Below are 22,536 nucleotides of genomic sequence, written 5' to 3' on the forward strand. Positions count from 1 at the left end.
GCCTAAACAGTCCGAAAATACCTGCGAGTTGAAGCTGAAAAAACTTACACAAAATCATACTTGCTAATCCCGATTGTGACGTCCACGATTGGAGTTCGAATGACCGTTGGAATTGCCTTCCTGACTTCCATCCATAGTAGCTCCCGTGGTAGATGAATCCGTATTTACTGAATTTGTCATAGTATCCTCACCAGTAACGCCTGAATCCGGGGTAGTCGTCTGACCATTGCCCTGATTGGTATTATTTCCGGTACCAAAATTGTCGTTACTGTTGCCTGTGCCCCCAATACCATTTCCATTGTTCACTCCAGGAGACGTTGGAACTTGGTCAGATCCAGTACCATCAGTACCTCCAGGAGACGTATTCCCCTGGTCTGTACCGTTCTGACCGTCTATAGTCTCACCATTATCCGGTAGTGTTCCGTCCTGATTAGGATCGTTCCCTGTCTGTGGATCTACCGGAGTCGTATCTGCCGGAATTTCTACACTAATTGTATTGGAAGCTGCGGATTCTTTACCATCTGCTCCATAAGCTACGACATAGTATTGATACGTTTTTCCAGCTACAGGAGACGTATCCTCCCCACTCGTGCCTCTCATTGCCTCCATAATCGTCCTAAAGCTTCCTTCAGAAGACTCTTTACGATAAACGCGGTATTGTACATTATCTCCCTCGGCTGCATTCCAGGACAACGATACGATTTGGGTATCCTGATTATAAGACCCGCTCAGTCCACTTGGAGCAGTGGCCTGAACCGTCTCAACTGGCTTCTCCTCAACCGGTGGTTCATATCCCTTCGGCTCGCTAAATTGCGTTACGGGGTGCCCCTTGAGAGCTTCACCCATGACTCTTCCGAAAAAGGCTGCCGACTGTCCGCTGTAGTTTCTCAACATATGCCTGCTGTCCGGCTTGTCATACCCCATCCATACCGCTCCGGTATATTCTGGCGTATATCCAACAAACCAAATGTCACGGTTACCACTGTTGCCGCTGATCCCGCTTTGGGTCGTACCCGTTTTACCCGCTACAGGCCAGTCAATACGTGCTTTGCGACCTGTACCGCTATTGACTACATTTTGCATCATCTGTGTCATTTCATAAGCCGTTTTTTCACTCATAACTGATTTGGATTCCTCATTATGAGTATAAACCACTTGATCATCACTATTGTTAATTTGCTTGATGGAGTAAGCTTTTTGGAATTGTCCTTTATTGGCAAAAGCGCTATAGGCCTGAGCCATTTCAAGGGTATTAGTTCCTCTGCTCAATCCCCCCAAGGCGATAGCAAGCGAGTGATCATTTTTGTCCATCGGTATGCCCAGGTTTTCCGCAAATTGAACACCTTTTTCAACACCAATTTGGTTCAACAACCATACAGGTGGTATATTTTCAGACTTCGTAATGGCATCGATCATGCTGATGGACGAAGAGTAACCATGCAAGTTTTTCGGACTGTATCCGTTAAAGCTCTGACGTTCGTTACTCAAAGGAGTATCTATCGTAAATTTACCGGATTCCAGAGCTGGTGCATAGGCTACAATCGGCTTAAAGGCCGAGCCTGGCTGTCTGCGGCTCTGTGTCGCACGGTTAAAAGTTCCCTTTTTGTAATCCCGTCCAGGTGCCATCGCGGCAATCCCGCCTGTTTGGTTGTTAATAATAACCATCGAGGCTTGGACAGGCTGATCGTCTGGACTTTTTTCGAACATGTCATCATCTGCCATCGCTTGATCCAGCGCATTTTGAGCCTGAGCATCCATTGTCGTATGAATTTTATAACCGCCAATAATCAGGTCATTGCCGCTGACTCCTGGCAGTGCATCCTCTGCCTCATCCATGACATATTCAATGAAATTTTGATATTTTTGTACTTTTTCTGGTTGTTTGTAATCATAATTTACTGCCTTGGCCTCTTCCATCTCCTGTTTTCCAATCATCCCCTGCTCAAACATCAGCTGGAGAACCACAGCACGCCGGGCCTTTGAATTTTCCGGGTTACTGATCGGATTATACTTGGATGGCCCCTTCGGGATAGCTGCCAGTGTAGCAATTTGCCACAATTTTAATTGTTTCAAGTCTGACACGCCAAAATAGCCTTCCGATGCTGCCTTAATACCGGAATACGAGCGTCCAAACCAAATTCGATTCAGATATAGCGTAATAATTTGATCTTTATTCAAATTTCGCTCCAGCGCCATTGCGATGGATACCTCTGTCGCTTTACGGAAAAAGGTTTTGTCACGTGTCAAAAACAAGTTTTTGGCCAACTGCTGCGTCAGCGTACTGCCGCCTTCCACAGCAGAACGGGCTATGACGTCCTTTACAGCCGCCCGGCCGATAGACCAAATATCGACACCCTGATGCTCATAAAAACGTTTATCCTCTGTTGCAACAAAAGCTTTTTTTAGCAAATCTGGTATTTCTTCACTTTTCACAGGATCACTTTTTTGCACAGACAGCTCACCCATGAGCACACCATTACGGTCATAAACCTTTGATGTCTCGTTCACTGTAATTTTGTCCTTGTTGGCTTTGTAGATTTTTTCGCCATTAACCATGACAAATAAATAGCCGCCAAGGGCGCAAAATATGGCTAATGCCGCTGTAATAAACAGCGTCCAGCCCACTCGCTTACCTGTTATTTTCTTTTTCTTGCCCTTCGGCTTCTCTTTAGATGTGTTTCTATTGCGATTGCCGGATCTGGACAATGAATCGTTTGGCATTCCCCTGACTCCCTTTCGCGAATAATCATAATGTCACCGAGCATAGGCTTAAAGCTGGCTGTCGGTACATGAAAGTAAACGGAATGAAAAGAACAACCCTGATCAGGTTGCTCCCGGTCACATTCCTATACAGTTAGACGAGACGGACGCCTGAAAAGTTTCATCATCCGGGCGGCCGTCGCGCCGTAATCAGTTATCGCTAGCGTTATCTTGTTGTACAAGCGACACATTGCGTTGCGGTGTAAAGGTGGAGATGGCATGCTTGTAGATCAGCTGCTGCTTCCCATCCGAATCGATAACAATTGTAAAATTGTCAAACGCCTTAATCGTTCCTCGCACCTGGAATCCATTGATGAGGTATACCGTTACGGGTATAGAATCCTTGCGCAATTGGTTCAGAAACGTATCTTGGATATTAATAGACTTGTTCATTTTAGCCGTACCCCCAATAATCATTTGGATTGTTTTGAAGTATATTCAAGGTCTGTCCGGAACTTTCCTGCTATAATTTCGTGTATTCGGGCAGCATGAGCAGAAAAATTTTCGTAATCAGTGACATCTACCCACTGGATATCCTTCATATGGCGAAACCACGAGAGCTGCCGCTTCGCAAAATGACGCGTATCCCGTTTTAGCCAAGTCACCGCCTCCTCCAAAGACACCTCTCCCCGCAGGTAGGAGGATATCTCTTTATAGCCTAGACCTTGCATGGAGATGGCATCGCTTCGCACTCCCCGTTCCATTAAGGAGGTTACCTCAGCAACAAGCCCTTGATCGAGCATCCCGTCAATTCGGTCTTCAATACGTTTATATAGCATTTGCCTATCCATTGTCAAACCTACGATGCAGAGTTGGTAGGGTGATTCCTTTTTTTGATTGGCAAGTTGAGAGCTAAGGGTTGTTCCGCTAACATGGTAAATCTCCAGCGCTCTCACGACTCGACGGCGATCATTAGGATGCAAACGAAGTGCACTTTCGGGATCAACTGCCTGTAGTCGCGCATGAAGCGCGTCAGCTCCAAACTGATCGGCATAGTCAAGCTGTTCCTGACGAAAAGCTTCATCAGCTCCTACCTCGGAAAACTTATATTCATAGCACACGGATTCTACATATAGACCCGTTCCACCTACGATAAAAGGCAGCTTTCCTCTAGACTGAATATCAGGTATGAGACGACGACAGTCTTCCTGAAATTGGGCTACTGAATATGGGTATTCAGGCTCATGAATATCAATTAAATGGTGCTTGATTCCTTTCATTTCCTGCTCGGAAATTTTGGCAGTTCCAATGTCCATATGGCGGTATACCTGCATGGAATCCCCGGAAATAATTTCCGCATCAAAATGTCGAGCCATCTCGATGCTTAGTTTTGTCTTGCCGACCGCAGTCGGGCCCACAAGAACAAGTAGTTTAGGCTTAGATGCCACTGTCAATATCAATCACTCCGTACACTGTTTTCGTTGTGCCTCGTTGCTCCACACGGAAGCCGAGACGGTCAAATTCACCGCTACCCCTTTTTTCTTTTAATACAATTGTTTTTCGTGCAACCCTTTTCGCTTGTAAAATACTTTCTTCCTCCAACGCATCTGGGTTAGCCAAACCTCTCAAGGGGCCGATTGCACTGGAATCGAGCAACGGATCACGGAACATCGGATCAAAATAAATAATATCCACACTGCGGTTCGGTAAGCTGCGCAAATAGTCCAGATGATGACCAAAATGAACGTCAATGTCGGAAAAAGCTCTATCTACTTCAGCGTTACCGGAACGATAATGCCTCATTCCATCCTTGATTAGTGCATAGACGGGGAATGAACTCTCCACAGCGGTAACTTGCCCAGAACTTCCCGTTCCAATGGAAAATAAAAGAGAATCCGTACCGAGTCCTGCGGTGCAGTCCAGCACGGTATCCCCTGGGACAAGTCGGGCAGCCGTCAACATTGGATCTGGCTCGCCCTTTAACACCCTTTTGGCTCGAATAAAGCCCATGCTTGGATGAAAAACCATCGGTGCTTGTTCCAGACCAATCAGTCTCACTCCGCTCTGCACCAGCACCAGAGCCTGACGGACTTGGTGAGCCGCGATTAGCTTAGCTACGGATATGCCACGACGTGGGGCGTACAGCACCCCAAGCTCGGCTGCAAGCAGCTTCGCACGCTCCACCACCTCGGCCGAGGGAGAGTCTCCTGTCGTGACCAGTAATTCAGCTTGCTTCTCATGAAGCACCATCTGCTTGTCTTCTTCACGGTTTTCCCAATCCTGCAACATATTTATACTCCCTTACATTACTCTTTTAAACAGCTTCTCCAAATCATATGTGGAAAAGGAAACAACGATGGGCCGCCCGTGGGGGCAGGTATAGGGCTGTTTACAGGCTGCCAAACGCTCTAGCAGCACAGCAGCCTGTCGGTCAGTCAGCTTCTGATTAGCTTTAATCGAAGCCCGGCAGGAGCACATAATTGAAGCTGCTTCCCTCAGTTTAGCCAAATCAATAGCTTTTTCCTCCAGTACCCATCCGGCCATTTCTTCAATGACATCTGCTTCTTCCCCTTTGGGCAGCCAGTACGGATATGAACTGACACGGAAGGTTTGCCCACCAAAATGCTCCAGGTACACCCCAGCCTGTTCAAACCAGTGCAGCCTTGCTTTCAATTTTTCCGTCTCGGAAGGCGTAAATTCCAATGTAATTGGCAGTAATAACTCCTGTGATACTGATTCAGGATTACCAAATTTTTCGTAATAAAATTCGTAATTGACCCGCTCATGCGCGGCATGCTGATCAATTAAATACAAGCCCTGGTCGTTCTGCGCAATCAGATAGGTCCCATGGTGCTGACCGATTAAACTCAGCTCAGGAAACGTGGGCAACTCGGGGGCTGCTCCCGATAATGCTGTCAATTGCTCTGTATTTAGATGCTCCTGGCCCGGCTCCTGATTCGTGAAATTAGTAGTGTTGTCTGCAATTGGTGAAGCAGAAGAACGGTAAGCAGCAGTAGCAGCCGTTTCCTGTATCCCCTGATTGTAGAAGGAAGAGGTACCTGTCTCTGCATGATCTGCTATAGACGTCTGTTTACTTGTTCCATCAGGAAGTGACACGCCTTCTCTAACATCACTTCCATTGTTGTCTTCCACAAAATCTGCATCAAGTTCATCATCACTGATACTTGGATTAGCGAATTTGTTTGCTTGTCCAATGACTGAATGGCTCTCTTTATTCGGATGTTGCTTACGCTCCTCGTTAATCCTCTTACTTTCTTCCTTATTGCTCAAGTGATTAGGTTGAGGCGATTTTTGAACCTGCTGCGAAGCCATAGAAAGAGGCTGTGTTCTATTATGACTATCATCTGAAGAAGCATCTATTTCCGCACGGTTTCCTTTTGAGAAGTGAAACTGCTCCTGCACAAAGGAGCCGCTATCCTTGCCGCCAATTTCGCGCTTAACTGCCTTCGGAATCAGCACTTGCTGCCCTAGCACAGCTTTTACCGAATCTTCAACCAGCTGAAACAGTTTGGCTTCTTTGCTGAACCTCACCTCCAGCTTGGCTGGATGAACGTTAACATCTACCAAAGAAGGATGCATGTCCAGTTGGATCACAGCCAGCGGATAACGATTAATTGGCAACAAAGTGTGATACGCCTTGAGCAGTGCCTGATTGAGCCCAAAGCTTCGAACAAATCGTCCATTCACTACCGTCGAGATTGCATTTCGATTCGACCTGGTCCACTCTGGACGGCTCACATAACCACTAATCCGGTAATCAAGGCTCTCTCCTTCCAGCATCAACATCGATTTTGCCGCAGAAGTTCCATAAATAGCAGCTATCACCTGGAGCAAATCACCATTTCCCAGCGTTTGCAGCAATGTATTGCCATTATGCCGCAATGTGAAGGCCACTTCCGGGTGCGAAAGCGCCATTCGGTACAAAACATCCGAAATGTGTCCCAACTCCGTCTGGATCGTTTTCATATATTTTAGCCGTGCAGGTGTATTATAAAACAGATCACGTACGGTAAAATCCGTCCCCTGCCTACCAGCAGCATCCTCGTGAAGCACCAGTTTACCGCCCTCAATCACCAATTTACGGGCACGGCCGTCATCTCCAGCCGCTGTGAGCAGCTCTACTTTTGATACAGCCGCTATACTTGGCAATGCCTCTCCCCGGAAGCCGAGACTTGTGATTTGAAACAGGTCGCGCCCATGTCCGATTTTGCTTGTTGCATGCCGATAAAATGCCGTTTCTACGTCTTCAGGCTCAATCCCACTGCCATTATCCGTCACCCGAATACTTTGCAGGCCGCCTTCTTCTACCCATACGTCCACCCGTGTACTGCCAGCATCAATCGCATTTTCCACCAGTTCCTTCACGACAGAGGCTGGACGTTCCACGACCTCACCGGCAGCAATTTGGTTGGCAATATGCTCATCCAACACTCGAATTTTAGACATCCTGTTGACCTCCTCCTGACTTTAAAGTGTGATGAAAAATAAGCAAAATAATAATTTAGTTTATTTTAATTACAGACCATTGGCCTTGTTTTTTAATTCATTTAACAGCTGCATTGCCTGTAAGGGCGTCATGTTCATGACATCCGCATTTTTCACCTTCCGTAAAATTTGGCGCACGATCGGATTAGCTTCCGCCATCTCTGGGTGTGGCTTGGAGGGAGCGAGGTCCTGCTCTCCGAAAATGGACAGCTGTACCACTTCAGATGCTGCTTGCTCCAACTTACTTGAATCTACCACACCCTGTAGCGTATTTTCCTTTACCAAGGTGGCTTGTTGTGACCCAGACTGGGCCTGTGATGCAGTTTCTATATTTGCTGGCAATGCCTGGTCTGCATGTTTGGCTGTCATTGGAGAACTCTCTTCTGTCCCTGAAACGGAACGGACATCAGTCCCTTCCTTCGCTCCTCCTGCTGTCTCAGTGCCTGCCGTTACTTGAGCCGCCGCCTGCTCAAACCCATACAACAGACCATTCGCCCGCTCAATAATGTTATTAGGCAAACCTGCAAGCCGGGCACAATAGATGCCATAGCTGCTACTAGCTGCACCCGGTATGAGCTTGCGCAGGAAATTCACCTTATCGCCGCTTTCCTGCACAGCCATAGAGTAATTTCGCAGTGAAGACAAACCTTGCTCCAAATGGGCCAGCTCATGGAAATGGGTAGATACGAGCGCCTTACAGCCAATTGTATCATGCACAAATTCGATAACCGCTTGTGCAATGGCCATTCCTTCACTGGTAGACGTACCTCGTCCCAGCTCATCAATAATAATCAAGCTGCGCGGAGTTGCCTTGTCTGTCATGACTTGAATATCTGCCATTTCGACCATAAATGTACTCTGCCCGCCGATGAGATCATCCGCAGCGCCAATCCGTGTGAAAATGCGGTCCAGCATCGGCACTTTAGCACGTGCAGCCGGGACAAAACAGCCAATTTGAGCCATAATTGCAATGAGTGCAACCTGACGCATATACGTACTTTTCCCAGCCATATTCGGGCCAGTGATGAGCAGAATATGCGCATCGGCTTCCTCCAACACTGTGTTGTTGGCGATAAAGCCGCCATCTTTCATAACAGCTTCCACAACAGGGTGCCGCCCTTGTTCCACCACAAAGTCATATCCTGTTGTCAGCTCAGGTTTTACAAACCCTCGTTCCGCGCTAACCGTCGCCAGCGACTGATACACGTCAATTTCAGCAACTTGCTCTGCCAGCTTTTGCAGGCGGGGAATTTCAGCGTTCAGTTTACTGCGAAGCTCGGAGAAAAGCGTGTACTCCAGATCAACCATTTTATCCTCAGCTTCCAGAATCAGCGATTCCTTTTCCTTCAATTCCGGTGTGATATACCGTTCAGCATTCGCCAACGTCTGTTTGCGTTCATATCGACCTTCCGGTAATGAAGCCAAATTGGATTTGGTCACCTCAATGTAGTAACCAAATACTTTGTTGTATCCGATTTTGAGCGACCGAATACCAGTTGCCACACGCTCCTTGGCCTCCAGCTCAGCGATCCAACGTTTACCGTTCACACTCGCCTCACGCAGTTCGTCCAGACGCTGATGATAGCCTTCCTTAATAAGTCCTCCATCTCTTACGGAAATCGGAGGTTCATCGGCGACTGCTTCTTCAATCAATGTACACAGGTCTGTACAGCTGTCCAATGTTTGGGCAATCCGTCTCAGCGTTTTCGAAGGAGAATCAGCGCACAGCTCGCGTAAAGAAGGAATTTGGGCCAGAGACAGCTTGAGGGCGATCAAATCGCGTGCATTCGCACTACCAAAAGCGATCCGTCCTACCAAACGCTCCAGGTCGTAAATCTCTTTAAGCTGAGCACGTACATCCTCGCGGAAAATAAACTGGTGGTATAGCTTGTCTACTGCTTCTAACCGTTCCTCAATTAAATTGCTGTTCAACAGCGGCTTGTCGATCCAACGACGTAACAAACGTGCGCCCATGGATGTCTCTGTCCGATCCAGCAACCACAGCAGCGAGCCTTTCTTGGAGCGTTCACGTACCGTCTCCACCAGTTCCAGATTCCGGCGGGTGAATGGATCCAGAATCATAAAATGATTGGGCTCATAGACTGAAATTTGGGTCAGTTGGCCTAGCGACCTTTTTTGCGTTTCATTTAAATAGGAAATCAAGCGCGATACGCACCGTCTACGTTCCTCCGTAAGCCTTGCCCACGTGGCTTCACCGAATTGATCCCGTACCAGATCATCCTTCGATTTGTCCCAGGCCGTATATACAACGCGCCGTCCAACGGGAGACATACGGGAGGTCACAAAATCGAGCAAATGGCCATCCCCCAACATTTCGGACGGCTCATAAATGTTAATTTCATCTAATAGCCATTCTTTCGAATCAGGTACGGAAGTCACATAGAGTTCACCTGTCGACAAGTCACACGCCGCCAGTGCCAGCATCCCGTCCGTCTCTGTGACACATACCATGTAGTTGTTGGATTTGTCACCCAGCACTTTGCCCTCCATTACCGTACCAGGGGTTACAACACGGACAATATCCCGCCGCACCATGCCCTTGGTAGCTGAGGCTTCCTCCATTTGCTCACAGATGGCCACCTTATAACCCTTCTCAATGAGGCGTTGTATGTAACTTTCTGCTGAATGATAAGGCACGCCGCACATCGGAATTTTCTCCGCGACGCCTCCCTCGCGACCAGTTAGTGTAATTTCCAGCTCCTTGGATGCAAGAATCGCATCATCAAAAAACATCTCGTAAAAATCTCCTAGGCGGAAAAACAAAAATGCATCTTTAGCCTGCTCTTTTATGGATAAATATTGCTCAATCATCGGTGTATATTTAGACATACCGTTTCCTAACCCCCACACTTTGTTCCGTTTAAACTTATAATTACATTTCATTATATCAAAAATGACAATCGATAACATGAAACCATCTCGGGTGTTGACACTTGATTTTACGAAAGCTTCCAATACGGGCGTAAATCCCTTGTTTCATCCCATTGTTTTCCTTTGCGTAGACTGTCTAGCAACGGCGATATATAAGCTTCATATTGAGAGTAGATCTCTAGTGCAACCATATCTAAAATAAGTGGTTCTATATACTCTCTAAGCACCATCTGGTTTCCTTCATAAAAGGCTCTGTGAGCCGCTTCCTCCTCCAGTGGCCTACACTGCAAACGTGAGTATTGGGAAGCGATCAAAAACGCCATCCCTATCACACCTTTTGCCAACTGTGGTGAAATTAGAAAGCTGGGCAGGGTACGATATTCAAAGCCTCCGTACGACTGACGGCGAAAATCGCCCAAATTGCCATAATGCGGTCTGCGTCGAGCGCCGCGTTTGTCTTCCAGTAGCGCCAGAGGCAGCGCTAAATAGTTATCTAATGCCCTGAGTAAGGCACCGTTTAGCGGAACCCCGCTGAAATGCAGATGTCCGCCCAGAGGAAAACCTGGTTGTGGCATTCCGCCCGCCTGCCAGATGAGCGTATGGTCATCTATCCGCCGAGCTGCTATTGCAAAAGCTTGGCGCAGGTGCCTTAGCAGACGGGCCGGATCTTCACTTGGTGCAGGACGAAGCTCAGCGACTGGATACAGCGTTCGTCCTCGGCGGGTAACAGCATCGCAGCCAGCTACGCCTAATCGGCCCAAATATTTAGAAGCCGGAACAACCCTACCCTCCGGCATACGAACCAGCACAAATTCAGGGTCCATTCCGATTAATATTCGATTTTTCCCTCGCTCCGCTGAAAAAACTTCCCCCTCTACTTCCTCTTCACGAGCGGCAATTTCGTATAGCGTGGCCAAACGTCTATCATTTAGCCATGGCTGGGCCATGACTTGACGAACCTGACAATTACGCTCTCCCAGCGGCGTGAGCACTACTTCACCACTATCCAAACCAAGTGTATATAGCGCTCGTACAGCCAGCCGCTCCATCCGAACATAGAGCAGTGATTGATGATCTAGTACAGACAGATCATATGCACTAACTTGGGCAGAACCTTCGAGGGCACGTCTACGGATTTCCAGCACCCGCAGTTGATGGATTTGCACCGCGTAGCCGATCGCAAAATCTGCAGTACGACCATCCAGCCAACGAACCGATATACCCGAGCGTTCCAGTCTGCACATTTTTTCATCATCCGTCATCTGTCTGAAGCGTCTGAGCGCCTGTCCCGGCTGCCGCATCATACTCCCCCTTACCGATCTATGTACGGATTAAACGATCCAACACAACAAAAAAGGAGGGCCTTTGCCCCCTGCGCAATATCAGCCGGCGCAAAGAGTAAAGTGGCCCTCTTTTTGGTCACTCCTGTCAGAGCTCGTCGTCAATGAGGTCGGGGTCGAGCTCCTCATAGTCCCCCTCTTCCGCTCCAAAATCAAAGTCCTTGTCAAAATCTTCACTGCTGCCATTCGGAAATACTTCTACAACAATCTTCGTTTCCGCCACCAGCTCCACCGCAAATTCCCGCTCGACCCGGATCATTACGCTGCCACCTCCAGAAGACACACTGGCCTCGACGCAGCTTGGCTCCTGTGTAGCTTCGGCGGATACTTCCACTGTAGACGCCCGGTGCTTCGGATCAAGATACGAGAGCGGCACATTTTCTACGTACGACACCGTTTCCTTAGCCACATCGGTCTGCGAGTTTTTATCGTATGAGTACCAAATATTGATATCATACGTCCCGATGACCTCAATGCCGTCCCCAGCCGCCACTGCTTCATACTGGTGATTAATAATCCATGCCCCCAAAATACTGGTCGGATTATTCGGCGGAGTTACGGTATGGGTTACGGTAGAGAATCTGCGACCTTTACCACAGATCGCTTTGGTAATAATCTCTCTACGATTTTTATGACTTAATGCCATTCTTGAACCTCCTCCATACAATCAATCATTCCATACATATGTATGCAGGTTGTGGGCGAATGTTGAGTGAATAGGCGAAAAGGAAAAAATATTTTGTATAAGCATATGCCGCAATGGCTTGAACTCATGCACACCAATGTGTTACATGCTGCTCAACGATCTGTAAAAATTCGCTGAGAGCTGGCGATTTCCACTTTTTCGTGTGATAAGCGACCTGAGTAGCCACCTGCTGTTCACTGTCATCCCAGGCTAGGCGCGCCATTTTCCCTTCTCGCAGTTCATTTTGTACCGTAACTAGCGGAAGCAGCGCAATTCCCAGTCCAGCCATGACACATTGCTTGATAGCTTCAATGCTCCAAAATTCCAGACTAGGATCTGCGAAAATACCATGTTTGTTCAAATACTGCTCAAAAAGGATACGGTACGTACAGCCAGCCTCCGTATGCAAAATGGTTTCGTCCTTCAAGTCGGCAGGCTCTACCTGTGTATAGGCAACCAGCGAATGCTTCAGTGGGGCAACGAGCGCCATTGGTTCGTGAATAAGCGTGGTGATATTCAGTTCCCTGTCCTCCGTCTCAGGCTGAAGCAAAAAAGCCAAATCCAGTTCACCGGTACGAATCAAATCACGTAACTCCCAGCATTCACCGGGTTTAAGGACGATTTTGACCTTGGGATACCGCTCCCTGTACTCACGGATCAGACCCGGCAGCCGAAAAGCAGCCAGTGACTCTGGTGCTCCTATTTTTAGCGTCCCTGCTAATTCGGTTTCTGAACGAAGCGCATCCTTAGCCATAGCATGCATCTTGGAAATTTCCTGCGCATAGGGCAGCAGACGTCGCCCGGCATCGGTCAGCATAATTTTCTTGCCAATGCGATCAAACAGCGGCGTACCCAATTCCGTCTCCAGGGTTTGAATTTGAGCAGTGATACTCGACTGTGCATAATCCAGTATACGCGCTGCTCGCGTGAAACTGCCTGCCTCAACCACATTTAAAAAGGTAAACAAATGCCGCGATTCCATAATTCGCTCCTTCGATCGTTTTTTTCGATGCAAGTAATCGTTATATTCCGTTTTTCCGATAGATTGATTATCTGATAAGCTGGAGAAAATAACAAGAGAAAGAAGGCTTTTTCTGCATGACGAATGAAAATAAACTTCAGTCCACTATCGGTCTTCCACAGGCCATTGCGCTCTATATCGGAGCTGTACTGGGTTCGGGGATACTGATTGTGCCTGGCCTTGCTGCCCAAATGGCGGGACCAGCATCATTGCTGGCATGGGGCTTCATGACCCTGCTCATTCTGCCAATGGCACTTTCCATGGGGCTTCTATCCGCCAAATTCCCGAATGCGGGCGGGGTATCGCATTTTGTGACATTGGCCTTTTCCCCACGTGCCGGTGCTTATATCGGATGGTTTTTTCTCATGTCGGTTCCGATTGGGGCCCCCGTTGCCGCACTTACCGGAGCCGGCTATATGTCCGCAGCCATGGGCTGGGGAGAGGAAAGCCGCATCATGCTGGCCGCTGCTATGCTGGCAGTGGGCCTGGTCATTAACTGGATTGGCATGAAGGTTGCCGGACGTATTCAGATTGCTGTCGTTATAGCCATCGTTGCCGTCCTGGTATTCGCTATTGCCGCAGCACTCCCCCAAATGAAAACTGTTCACTTCACGCCGTTTGTTCCACATGGCTGGCTCGCTGTTGGCCAAGCGGCTGCGATTCTGTTCTGGTGCTTTATCGGCTGGGAGGCCGTGTCCCATATGTCAGAGGAATTTACCAATCCCCAGCGGTCTGCCGTTAGAGGTGTGACCATTGCAGCCGTCATTGTAGGTTTGCTTTATTTCCTTACTGCGCTTGCTACAGTAGGCACACAAAGTTACCTTGCAGGAGGTTCGGATGCTTCGCTTATATGGGTGATTAGTCAGGCTATCGGGCCATGGGGTGCGATCATTGCTGGGTTGACGGGTATCTTTATTTGTACCGCTACGATTATTGCCTACGTGGGTGCCGCTTCACGTGTCGCTTATGCTTTATCTCGACAAGGACAGGCTTTTCGCTGGATGGGGATGTTATCAAAACGATTCCATACCCCCATCGGGGGCATTGCTTTTCTTAGCGTCTGCTTCGTGATCATTATGGTGTTGTACGGTAGCGGCGCTGTTTCACTCACCAACCTGATCCAGTTCCCGAACGCCACCTTCATTCTGACCTATTTAGGCGGTTGTGCAGCAGGGATTAAGCTCTTACGCGGGAGTCGTTGGGGAGTTATCATTAGCTGGATTTCCTTCATCTCCACGGCAGTTGTTTTTCCTTTTGTCGGGTGGGCTATGCTTTACCCTTGCCTGATCACTGCTGTTTTATGGATTACAGATCGAATCCGGCATAAAAGAACTTCTACTAATTCGGCTTCTGCCATCAGCGAACAAGAAAAGGCTACTGTCCGTCACGGATAGTAGCCACTCAAGGTCTTTACTCTAATTTTTCACTGGAGTAGGGGCCTTGTCCTTTTTAGCGATTTTCAAATACTGATGAAGCTCATGTGTAAGCTGTAACAATGCCGAACGGATCTCGAATTCCTCCCGTGTGGCAGGAAGCTCCATTGCTTTAAATTCTTCACGGACCTGTTCCAGCAGCTTCTCAGTCTGCCCCGTATAATGTCCAGCCAGAACGTCGTTGCTAAGCTGATCGAACAGCTCGGCCAGAAGCTTGGCCTGCGGCATGTGCTGATACATTTGTGAGATCAACTGCATCATGTTTTGAATCGAATCCAGCTGTTCTTTGCGCATATAAAAATACACATTCCAGCCCTCTTGGGGACGAAGCATCTGATTTTCCAATGAGCGCCCCGCCTCGGTGACCCCTTGGCTGATCACGCTGTCCGCTTCAATCACTTCCTTGCCATCCCATATGTATGCCGGATTACGCAATGTATTGGCCATATTTCTGAATATAACTGAAAATGTTCGGTCCACTTCCTGCCGGATTTGTTGCATCGTATTATCAGAACGCGGCATATAAGCTAAATTGACAACCATCGCAGAACCCAATCCAATCACCAGTAGAGCCAGTTGGGTCAGCAGTACTTCCATATCAATCACACCGCCGCTGAAAACTCGGAAAACCACGACTGAACCTGTGACGATGCCTTCCTTAAAGCCCACCCGTACAATGACCGGAAACGCCGTTAAAATATATAATGCAAGTACCCAATCATGGAATCCGAAGACTACAAACAAAACACAAGCAAAAAGAAGTCCCACGACGGATGCAAAAAATCTCGCCGAAATGGTACGGAGACTTCTCTTGCGTGTGACATCCACCCCCAAAATTGCTAAAAGTCCTGCCGAGGTGGCTCCATGAATGCCTACCCCCTCCGCAATAAGTACGGCCATTAATGCGGCAATAGCCGTTTTAATCGTACGAAAGCCCATGAAAAAATTCTGTCCCCTCTAGATGAAATCTGTTTTCTCATTTTCATAAATATTAAGTATTTCATTTTCATGGTACTTTATTTTCACGTTTTGCACAAATATTCTGAAATTTAATAATTACCGATGAGGGCGACCTGAAAGCAAGCGGCGCTCCACATACACAACTGCTTGATACATCAATGTAGCTACGACAGCAATGATCAACAGACTGGACATGACCAGTGTGAAATTAAACACCTGAAAACCATAAATGATCAAATAACCTAAACCGTTTTTAGCAACCAAAAACTCACCAACAATCACGCCAACCCATGCCATGCCGACATTGACTTTCAGCGTAGAGACAATTGCGGGAAAAGAGGCGGGCAAAATCACCTTTTGAAACGTATCCCGGCGTGTTCCTCCAAACGTGCGAACCACTTTGACCAAATTGGGATCGACTTCCTGAAAGCTGTTGTATACTACAAGCGTCGTAATGATAACCGTAATGGAGAGGGTCGTCATCAGAATCGCGGTAAAACCAGCCCCAAACATGACGATAAAAATGGGCCCCAGCGCTACCTTGGGCATACTGTTAAACACAACCATATATGGGTCAAGTACCCTCGATAAAAACGGCGACCACCAAATAAGTACCGCCAGCAATGTGCCGAGCAGAGTACCGAGCAAAAAACCTGCCATCGTTTCTCCAACAGTGACACCTACATGTCCCCATAATTCCCCGCTGACCGCATCCTTGCCAATCTGAGTGAAAATTTTGCTAGGATAGCTAAACAACAATACATCAATCCACTTCAAACGACCTGCAATTTCCCACAATACAAATAAAAGCAGCAAAATAGCTATCTGCACACCTGTTACTAACCACTGTTGCATACGCCTATTACGCAAATATGTCTGATGCAGTCCTTGAATCCAACGTTGTTCAGGCTGATCAGCTTCGTTCTTCATACGTTAAATCACTCCTTTGCTCCCGAAGCCTCCAGTTCCCCCCATATTTCATGAAATAGCTCATTAAAGCCCGGCTGTTCGCGTGCATAAAAAGGCTGCGCTTCCCGAATGGAATCCGGAATTTCGAAGGTGCGCCGGATATGACCAGGATTTCGCCCCATCACTATAACCCGATCACTGACTGCAATGGCCTCAGCCAAATCGTGCGTGACTAAAATCGCCGTTTTCTCTCGTTCGCGCAAGGTTTGCACAACGAGGTCCTCCAGCTGTAACTTGGTTTGATAATCCAGCGCGGAGAACGGCTCATCCAGCAGCAGCAGTCCCGGGTTCGTCGCCAGCGTCCGTACCAGTGCCACACGCTGACGCATTCCTCCAGACAACTGGGAAGGATACAAATGCTCCTTTCCTCCCAGGCCCATGCCTTCCAGCAATAATCGCGTCCGTTCACGCGCAGCTTCATCTACTCTGTTGCTCAGTTCGAGACCTAACAATGCGTTATCCATGATCGTCCGCCATGGGAAAAGATAATCCTGCTGCAACATGTAACCGACCTCAGGGCTCGGGCCATTGACTGGCTGACCTTGCAGCATAACTTGACCTGCCGCTGGACGCAGCAGCCCAGCGATCATAGACAGGATCGTCGTTTTGCCGCAGCCGCTTGGACCAACCAAACTGACAAACTCCCCCGTATTTACGGAAAAATCGATCTTCTCAACCGCCAGTGAAGCTTCCTGATCCGTTACGTATACATGTGTCACTTGCTCCATTCTCACCATCGGGATCGTCACATCCACAGTGAGACCACTCCGTTCCTCCATCATGGCGAACCTCCAGCATCGACAGCTGTATCCGTCGCTTCAGTTGTGCTCTTTTTCACATCTGTCTTAGTATTCCCAATAGAGTTGGAGGAGATCGCCTGTTTTGCAAAGCTTGGGTTTACCAGCTTATCTAGGGCAACAGGGCTTTTTAGCTCGCCTGCCGAAGTCATGACATCCTGCAAATTCTTCCATTCCTTTTCCTCAATTATCGGGTTCGTTGCATAGGTACTCTGTTCCTTATAGCGCTTGATACTACTTGTCAAAACAGCTAGTTCTGTATCTTTAAAATAAGGTGTAATCGCTTCAGCAATCTGTTCAGGGGAATGCGACGCAATCCACTGCTGTGCCCGATATATGGCATTTGTAAATTTCTGAGCGGCCTCGCTATTTTGGTTTAAATAGCTTTGCTTCGCCATATAAACCGTATACGGCAACTCGCCACTCTCTACACCAATGGAGGCAACTACCCGTCCCCGACCTTCCTTTTCAAAAATAGAGGCCTGTGGCTCAAACAGCTGCACGTATTCCCCTGTACCTGAGCCAAAAGCAGAGGCAACATTGGCAAAATCAATATTTTGAATTAGCTTCAGATCCTTATGAGGATCAATGCCGTGCTTGCGAAGCGTAAATTCGAGTGACATCTGTGGCATTCCGCCCTTGCGTTGTCCCAAAAAGCTTTGTTGTTTCAGCTTTTCCCAGTCAAAACGATCCTGGGCTTGCCGAGCAAACAAAAAGGTCCCGTCCGTCTGTGTCAGCTGAGCGAAATTAATGACAGGGTCCTCTGCTCCTTGCTGATACACATAAATAGATGTTTCCGCGCCAATCAGCGCGATATCCGCCTGATTGGACAATAACGCCGTCATCGCCTTGTCTCCCCCAGGGATTGTAGCCAGTTGGACATCCAGTCCCTCCTGAGCAAACATCCCCTGGCTCAAGGCTACATACTGCGGCGCATAAAAGACCGTACGGGCTACCTCGCCAAGCCTGATCTCAATCGTCTGCTCCCCTTTGGGGGCACAGCCACTGAGTAACAGTAATCCGAGTAGTGCCGCAGCTACCACCGCTTTGCAACGAGCGCCGTATTTCATCCTTGTTCCCTCCCCACCTTTGCATCGTTGGCTTCATATATTGTTATGCGGCTGTCAATATAATGGTTAATCGCATACAAAAACCCCGCATTTGCCTAAGAATGCGAGGTTTTTGTATGCAATAATATGAGAATTTACAAATCACAGCTTGTATATGGATGTATATTTTTCTTCCAGATAATCAGCAAGATAATCAGGGTTCAGATCCTCACCGGTAATCGCTACAATCAACTCAGATGGCGTCCGGCTCTTGCCGTAACGATAAATCCGTTCGGTCAGCCATTGCTTGATCGGCTCCAGCTCCCCAGCAGCAATGAACTCATCCAGGTTTGGCAGCTCCTTGCGCAAAGTCGCAAAAATTTGCGCTGCATACATGTTGCCAAGCGAATAAGAAGCAAAATAACCAAAATCGCCACCGGACCAGTGAACATCTTGGAGTACTCCCAGTCCGTCATTCGGTGGAAGAAGCCCTAGATATTCTTTATATTTAGCATTCCACACCTCAGGGAGGCGTTTAACGTCCAGCTTTTCATTAAACAGCATTTTTTCAATCTCATAGCGGACGATGATATGTAAGTTATATGTCAGCTCATCCGCCTCAATACGAATCAATGAATTTTCCACGCGGTTGACTGCCAGGTAAAATTGCTCTGCCGTGACCTTCGCCAAACGATCGGGAAAATGCTTTTGTAGATCATTGTAGTACCGATCCCAGAAAGCACGACTGCGTCCGATTTTATTTTCCCACAAGCGGGACTGGGATTCATGAATCCCCATTGAGGTTCCTCCGGACAGTAGTGATCCTGCCAGCTCAGGAGCAATATTTTGTTCGTACAGCGCATGCCCTCCTTCATGCAATGAGCTGAAAATAGCACTGGTTACATCATCTTGCAAATAGTGTGTTGTTATACGCACATCACCCGGATTTAATCCTGTTGCAAAAGGATGCACACTCTCATCCAAACGACCTGCGTCAAAGTCATAACCCATCTGCCCTAAAATAAACAGACTGAACTTTTCCTGCTGCTTCACTTCAAATACACCGTCTAAAAAGCTCTTATCCGGTTGATTGGGTGAAGCCTGAATTTTAGACAATAGGGGCACAAGGCGCTTTTTAAGGCGATCAAAGACAGCATCCAGCTTTTCAACCGTCATCCCTGGTTCATATTGATCCAAGAGCGTGTCGTACTCTGTATCCTTAACACCCCAATAGCCGATAAACTCACGCTTCATGTCTACGATTTTAGACAAGTACGGCTCGAATCCGGCAAAGTCGCTATGTTCCTTTGCTTCCTCCCACTTGCTTTCTGCCTGAGCCGCTAAAATGCTATACTCCCGGTAACGGTCTGCTGGAACCGAACGATTCAAGTCATAATTTTTGCGACATTCCTCTACCAATCTGCGGTCATTGTCCTCCAGTTGTTCCAGCTTGTCTTCTGCGGCAAAAAATTGCAGCAACTGCCCCATTTCATCTGAGATCATCAGTTTGAACATTTCCGTGGACAGCATGCCCAACGTCTCGGACCGAATGTCAACGCCCTTGCGTGGAGCTCCTGTCCGTAAATCCCAGTGCAGCAAGCCGACTGCTTCGCCATAACCGCTGATTTTGTGTGAGATTTCCTTTAAAGCCGTCCATTGATCCAACGTCTGTTGCTCCATAATTAGGGTCACCTCTTTAACTTAAAATGGTTAAAACTTTACAACTACCTATACTTGATGATACTTATATTAAAAAGTATAATCAACACACAACATGTACTACCAGCTCCTAATACCTGGATCACGTTGGGCAGTACATATTAAATTATTTTAGAATCTGGAGGGAACTATCGTGGATCACATCCAAGAAATTTTAGAGTACAATCGTGTTTTCGTAGAAAACAAAGAATACGAGGCCTATAGAACGGGCAAGTTCCCTAACAAAAAAATGGTCATCATAACCTGTATGGATACGCGGCTAACGGAATTGCTCCCCAAAGCTATGAACCTGCGTAACGGGGATGTCAAAATTATCAAAAATGCAGGTGCAATTATTTCACAGCCTTTTGGAAGTGTAATGCGCAGTGTGCTAGTCGCTTTATATGAGCTGGGAGCAGACGAAGTACTCGTTGTAGGTCATTATGAATGCGGCATGGCTGCATTAAATGCTGATCACATGGTTAATGAAATGCTGGAACGCGGAATTTCGCAGGAAGTGCTGAGTACATTGGAGAATTCAGGTATTAAGCTGAATAAATGGTTAAAGGGTTTTGACAACATTGAAGAAGGGGTACAGACTACAGTGAAGCTTATTAAAAACCACCCCCTTCTCCCTCCCAATACGCCCGTTCATGGTATGGTAATTCATCCGGATACAGGCGCATTAACCCTTGTTGTTGACGGGAATAATCAGTAAACAGAATCTTTTTCCACAAAAGTTATCAGGGTAGTTCAGGCGCGTATATACGTGCTTAAACTACCCTGTTTCTATGAAAAAAAGCACATATACATCCCGAATGGCCCCAGCCAATTTTGGCTAACCTGTGAACGACTGGTGTGAAAGTTGTCAAACCATACAGTTTCAGTGTACACTTTTTATGAAACTGCAGATTACTTGCCGCAGAGCTGTTACAACCGTTACTTTGATGGATGAAGGAGATAAGATATATGAATTTACTATCGTATGGTCTCTTGGGGCTTCTCGCCAGAGAGGAATCCTCCGGCTATGATCTGATGCTGCGTATTCAGCCTTTTTGGCAAGCCAAGCACAGTCAGATCTATCCGCTTTTGGCCCGTATGGAGAGCAAGGAACTGTTAGCCTCCCGATGGATTCAGCAGTCCGACAAGCCTGATAAAAAAATGTATACCATTACCGACAAGGGCATCCATATGCTGCAGCAATGGTCTCAGGAAGCGTTAGCTGCTCCGGTTACACGGGATGAATTAAGCCTTCGCTTATTCTGCCTCTGGTTGACGGACAAAACGAGCGCCAATCGTATGCTGGAAGAACGGAAACGTTATTTTATTCAGAAAATTCAGCATCTGGAGGGTATTTTAAACGACATCCCCGCAGAAAATTTGCACTTTGGCAGCAAAAACTTTGGTGACTATATTTTAGTGCAAAAAGGACTTATGAATGCCAAAGCAGGCCTGGAATGGTGCCAATTGGTTTTGCGCATGCTGCTTGCCGGTGATGTTAGAGCGGACACTAATCCGTTTGCCATAAAAGCTGAATGATTTTATCAATCCGTGTATAGGACTTATGTACGTTATCGTTTAATTTTTTAGAATTTAAAATTCTTTGAAACCCTTTTCCATGTTATATCGTATTACAGGTAAACGGTTGTTTGACCTAACCTATAGCACAAATTACTAAGGGGGATTTTTTTACATGAAAAAGACTTTTACTTTGAAAAATATGATGATGCTGATGATGGCTTTCACCCTACTCATTGCTATGATCGCACCGTCTACAGCTGATGCAAGGCGTGGTGGCGGATTTAAATCCGGACCAAAAACATACCAATCTACACCAAGCAAGGCGAGTGATAGTAGCGGCATCAATAAGTCTGATAGTGGAACTAAATCTAGTGCGGCTACGGGCAACACAAGCAGAACTGGTGGATTCCTCGGCGGTGGCGGCGGATTCCTCAAAGGTATGATGCTGGGCGGCTTGGCAGGTATGCTCTTCGGCGGATTGTTCGGCAACATGGGTGCATTGGGTAGCTTGCTTGGTCTGGTCGTTAACGTTCTAGCAATTTATGTCCTGATTATGGTGGGTGTAGGTATCTACCGAGCTATCAAAAATCGCCGTAGACCCGATGATTCTCGTGGAGGACGTTACTAAGCTATGATTTTGAGTATGGATGAGATTGTCAATGCCATTTGCCTGCATATGGCTGAACGCAAGGGCGTACAGCCCACCGATGTGGTTGTGGAGCTAAGCTGGGATGAAGATACAGGCTATACAGCCGAGGTTCATGTCCAGGGACGCAGTCAATATCTGGTGGAAGCCAATATGATTGAAGCTATTCTGAGATATCTTCATTCGGAATACAATATTCGTGCCTATCGCGAGCAGGTTAGATTAGATTTGGATGAAGAGATTACTGCTATTGTCCAAACTTAATTAAATGGATAGGACAATCGTACAAACTCATTTCAAAACAGAAGAACCGCTCTTT

19 protein-coding genes are annotated in these 22,536 nt (G+C 47.3%); 5 read left to right on the top strand and 14 right to left on the bottom strand.

Features of this window, described 5'->3' with window-relative positions; all coding sequences use genetic code 11:
• Positions 1–63: 63 nt before the first annotated feature.
• From ACQQ6X_RS04160 to ACQQ6X_RS04200, 9 genes are all read right to left on the bottom strand, one after another.
• Entirely contained in the window at positions 64–2,721 is a 2,658-nt protein-coding gene (locus tag ACQQ6X_RS04160; RefSeq protein WP_305164341.1) for a PBP1A family penicillin-binding protein, read from the bottom strand.
• Positions 2,722–2,910: 189 nt separating this feature from the next.
• Positions 2,911–3,153, bottom strand: coding sequence for an RNA chaperone Hfq (hfq, locus tag ACQQ6X_RS04165; protein ID WP_013371546.1), 243 nt, complete (start codon positions 3,151–3,153; stop codon positions 2,911–2,913).
• A gap of 20 nt (positions 3,154–3,173) precedes the next feature.
• Positions 3,174–4,154, bottom strand: coding sequence for a tRNA (adenosine(37)-N6)-dimethylallyltransferase MiaA (gene miaA / locus ACQQ6X_RS04170; RefSeq protein WP_305164342.1), 981 nt, complete (start codon positions 4,152–4,154; stop codon positions 3,174–3,176).
• Positions 4,138–4,989, bottom strand: coding sequence for a class I SAM-dependent methyltransferase (locus ACQQ6X_RS04175; RefSeq protein ID WP_305164343.1), 852 nt, complete (start codon positions 4,987–4,989; stop codon positions 4,138–4,140). The genes miaA and ACQQ6X_RS04175 overlap by 17 nt, the downstream gene beginning before the upstream one ends.
• A gap of 12 nt (positions 4,990–5,001) precedes the next feature.
• Positions 5,002–7,167 carry a DNA mismatch repair endonuclease MutL gene (gene mutL / locus ACQQ6X_RS04180; RefSeq protein ID WP_305164344.1) on the bottom strand — a complete coding sequence of 722 codons (2,166 nt, stop codon included), beginning with the start codon at positions 7,165–7,167 and terminating at the stop codon, positions 5,002–5,004.
• Positions 7,168–7,236: 69 nt separating this feature from the next.
• Entirely contained in the window at positions 7,237–10,056 is a 2,820-nt protein-coding gene (gene mutS, locus ACQQ6X_RS04185; protein WP_305164345.1) for a DNA mismatch repair protein MutS, read from the bottom strand.
• Between the two features lie 110 nt (positions 10,057–10,166).
• On the bottom strand, positions 10,167–11,402 hold the full coding sequence (locus ACQQ6X_RS04190) for a putative amidoligase domain-containing protein (protein WP_305164346.1): 1,236 nt from the start codon (positions 11,400–11,402) through the stop codon (positions 10,167–10,169).
• A gap of 124 nt (positions 11,403–11,526) precedes the next feature.
• A complete protein-coding gene (locus ACQQ6X_RS04195) occupies positions 11,527–12,084 on the bottom strand; it encodes an outer spore coat protein CotE (RefSeq protein WP_063213380.1) in 558 nt (185 codons plus the stop codon).
• Positions 12,085–12,208: 124 nt separating this feature from the next.
• Positions 12,209–13,105 carry a LysR family transcriptional regulator gene (locus ACQQ6X_RS04200; RefSeq protein WP_149033360.1) on the bottom strand — a complete coding sequence of 299 codons (897 nt, stop codon included), beginning with the start codon at positions 13,103–13,105 and terminating at the stop codon, positions 12,209–12,211.
• Positions 13,106–13,221: 116 nt separating this feature from the next.
• Between ACQQ6X_RS04200 and ACQQ6X_RS04205 the strand changes: the two genes are divergently transcribed.
• Positions 13,222–14,538, top strand: a complete 1,317-nt coding sequence (locus tag ACQQ6X_RS04205) for an amino acid permease (protein ID WP_305164347.1) — start codon at positions 13,222–13,224, stop codon at positions 14,536–14,538.
• 21 nt (positions 14,539–14,559) lie between these two features.
• On the opposite strand, the gene ACQQ6X_RS04210 is transcribed toward ACQQ6X_RS04205, so the two are convergent.
• From ACQQ6X_RS04210 to ACQQ6X_RS04230, 5 genes are all read right to left on the bottom strand, one after another.
• Positions 14,560–15,516 (bottom strand): aromatic acid exporter family protein, encoded by a 957-nt coding sequence (locus tag ACQQ6X_RS04210; protein WP_305164348.1) that lies wholly within the window; start codon positions 15,514–15,516, stop codon positions 14,560–14,562.
• Positions 15,517–15,633: 117 nt separating this feature from the next.
• Positions 15,634–16,467 (bottom strand): ABC transporter permease, encoded by an 834-nt coding sequence (locus ACQQ6X_RS04215; RefSeq protein WP_305164349.1) that lies wholly within the window; start codon positions 16,465–16,467, stop codon positions 15,634–15,636.
• A gap of 8 nt (positions 16,468–16,475) precedes the next feature.
• A complete protein-coding gene (locus ACQQ6X_RS04220; protein WP_305164350.1) occupies positions 16,476–17,288 on the bottom strand; it encodes an ABC transporter ATP-binding protein in 813 nt (270 codons plus the stop codon).
• A complete protein-coding gene (locus ACQQ6X_RS04225) occupies positions 17,285–18,373 on the bottom strand; it encodes an ABC transporter substrate-binding protein (RefSeq protein ID WP_305164351.1) in 1,089 nt (362 codons plus the stop codon). The genes ACQQ6X_RS04220 and ACQQ6X_RS04225 overlap by 4 nt, the downstream gene beginning before the upstream one ends.
• A 141-nt stretch (positions 18,374–18,514) precedes the next feature.
• A complete protein-coding gene (locus ACQQ6X_RS04230) occupies positions 18,515–20,032 on the bottom strand; it encodes a carboxypeptidase M32 (protein ID WP_305164352.1) in 1,518 nt (505 codons plus the stop codon).
• 172 nt (positions 20,033–20,204) lie between these two features.
• Here ACQQ6X_RS04230 and ACQQ6X_RS04235 point away from each other — a divergent pair, with 172 nt between their 5' ends.
• From ACQQ6X_RS04235 to ACQQ6X_RS04250, 4 genes are all read left to right on the top strand, one after another.
• On the top strand, positions 20,205–20,768 hold the full coding sequence (locus tag ACQQ6X_RS04235; RefSeq protein ID WP_013371560.1) for a beta-class carbonic anhydrase: 564 nt from the start codon (positions 20,205–20,207) through the stop codon (positions 20,766–20,768).
• 251 nt (positions 20,769–21,019) lie between these two features.
• On the top strand, positions 21,020–21,589 hold the full coding sequence (locus tag ACQQ6X_RS04240) for a PadR family transcriptional regulator (protein ID WP_305164353.1): 570 nt from the start codon (positions 21,020–21,022) through the stop codon (positions 21,587–21,589).
• 154 nt (positions 21,590–21,743) lie between these two features.
• On the top strand, positions 21,744–22,199 hold the full coding sequence (locus ACQQ6X_RS04245) for a hypothetical protein (protein ID WP_305164354.1): 456 nt from the start codon (positions 21,744–21,746) through the stop codon (positions 22,197–22,199).
• A 3-nt stretch (positions 22,200–22,202) separates the two neighbouring features.
• Positions 22,203–22,481 carry a YxcD family protein gene (locus tag ACQQ6X_RS04250; RefSeq protein ID WP_017427605.1) on the top strand — a complete coding sequence of 93 codons (279 nt, stop codon included), beginning with the start codon at positions 22,203–22,205 and terminating at the stop codon, positions 22,479–22,481.
• Positions 22,482–22,536: the final 55 nt, after the last annotated feature.

The organism is Paenibacillus ottowii (assembly GCF_050516475.1).
Lineage (GTDB): Bacteria > Bacillota > Bacilli > Paenibacillales > Paenibacillaceae > Paenibacillus > Paenibacillus ottowii.

What these genes read in the sequence shown, in the direction of transcription:
- ACQQ6X_RS04160 (WP_305164341.1), bottom strand. Translation starts at nt 2,721, where the DNA reads ATGCCAAACGATTCATTGTCCAGATCCGGCAATCGCAATAGAAACACA.
- hfq (WP_013371546.1), bottom strand. Translation starts at nt 3,153, where the DNA reads ATGAACAAGTCTATTAATATCCAAGATACGTTTCTGAACCAATTGCGC.
- ACQQ6X_RS04175 (WP_305164343.1), bottom strand. Translation starts at nt 4,989, where the DNA reads ATGTTGCAGGATTGGGAAAACCGTGAAGAAGACAAGCAGATGGTGCTT.
- mutL (WP_305164344.1), bottom strand. Translation starts at nt 7,167, where the DNA reads ATGTCTAAAATTCGAGTGTTGGATGAGCATATTGCCAACCAAATTGCT.
- mutS (WP_305164345.1), bottom strand. Translation starts at nt 10,056, where the DNA reads ATGTCTAAATATACACCGATGATTGAGCAATATTTATCCATAAAAGAG.
- ACQQ6X_RS04190 (WP_305164346.1), bottom strand. Translation starts at nt 11,402, where the DNA reads ATGATGCGGCAGCCGGGACAGGCGCTCAGACGCTTCAGACAGATGACG.
- ACQQ6X_RS04195 (WP_063213380.1), bottom strand. Translation starts at nt 12,084, where the DNA reads ATGGCATTAAGTCATAAAAATCGTAGAGAGATTATTACCAAAGCGATC.
- ACQQ6X_RS04200 (WP_149033360.1), bottom strand. Translation starts at nt 13,105, where the DNA reads ATGGAATCGCGGCATTTGTTTACCTTTTTAAATGTGGTTGAGGCAGGC.
- ACQQ6X_RS04205 (WP_305164347.1), top strand. Translation starts at nt 13,222, where the DNA reads ATGACGAATGAAAATAAACTTCAGTCCACTATCGGTCTTCCACAGGCC.
- ACQQ6X_RS04210 (WP_305164348.1), bottom strand. Translation starts at nt 15,516, where the DNA reads ATGGGCTTTCGTACGATTAAAACGGCTATTGCCGCATTAATGGCCGTA.
- ACQQ6X_RS04215 (WP_305164349.1), bottom strand. Translation starts at nt 16,467, where the DNA reads ATGAAGAACGAAGCTGATCAGCCTGAACAACGTTGGATTCAAGGACTG.
- ACQQ6X_RS04220 (WP_305164350.1), bottom strand. Translation starts at nt 17,288, where the DNA reads ATGATGGAGGAACGGAGTGGTCTCACTGTGGATGTGACGATCCCGATG.
- ACQQ6X_RS04225 (WP_305164351.1), bottom strand. Translation starts at nt 18,373, where the DNA reads ATGAAATACGGCGCTCGTTGCAAAGCGGTGGTAGCTGCGGCACTACTC.
- ACQQ6X_RS04230 (WP_305164352.1), bottom strand. Translation starts at nt 20,032, where the DNA reads ATGGAGCAACAGACGTTGGATCAATGGACGGCTTTAAAGGAAATCTCA.
- ACQQ6X_RS04240 (WP_305164353.1), top strand. Translation starts at nt 21,020, where the DNA reads ATGAATTTACTATCGTATGGTCTCTTGGGGCTTCTCGCCAGAGAGGAA.
- ACQQ6X_RS04245 (WP_305164354.1), top strand. Translation starts at nt 21,744, where the DNA reads ATGAAAAAGACTTTTACTTTGAAAAATATGATGATGCTGATGATGGCT.
- ACQQ6X_RS04250 (WP_017427605.1), top strand. Translation starts at nt 22,203, where the DNA reads ATGATTTTGAGTATGGATGAGATTGTCAATGCCATTTGCCTGCATATG.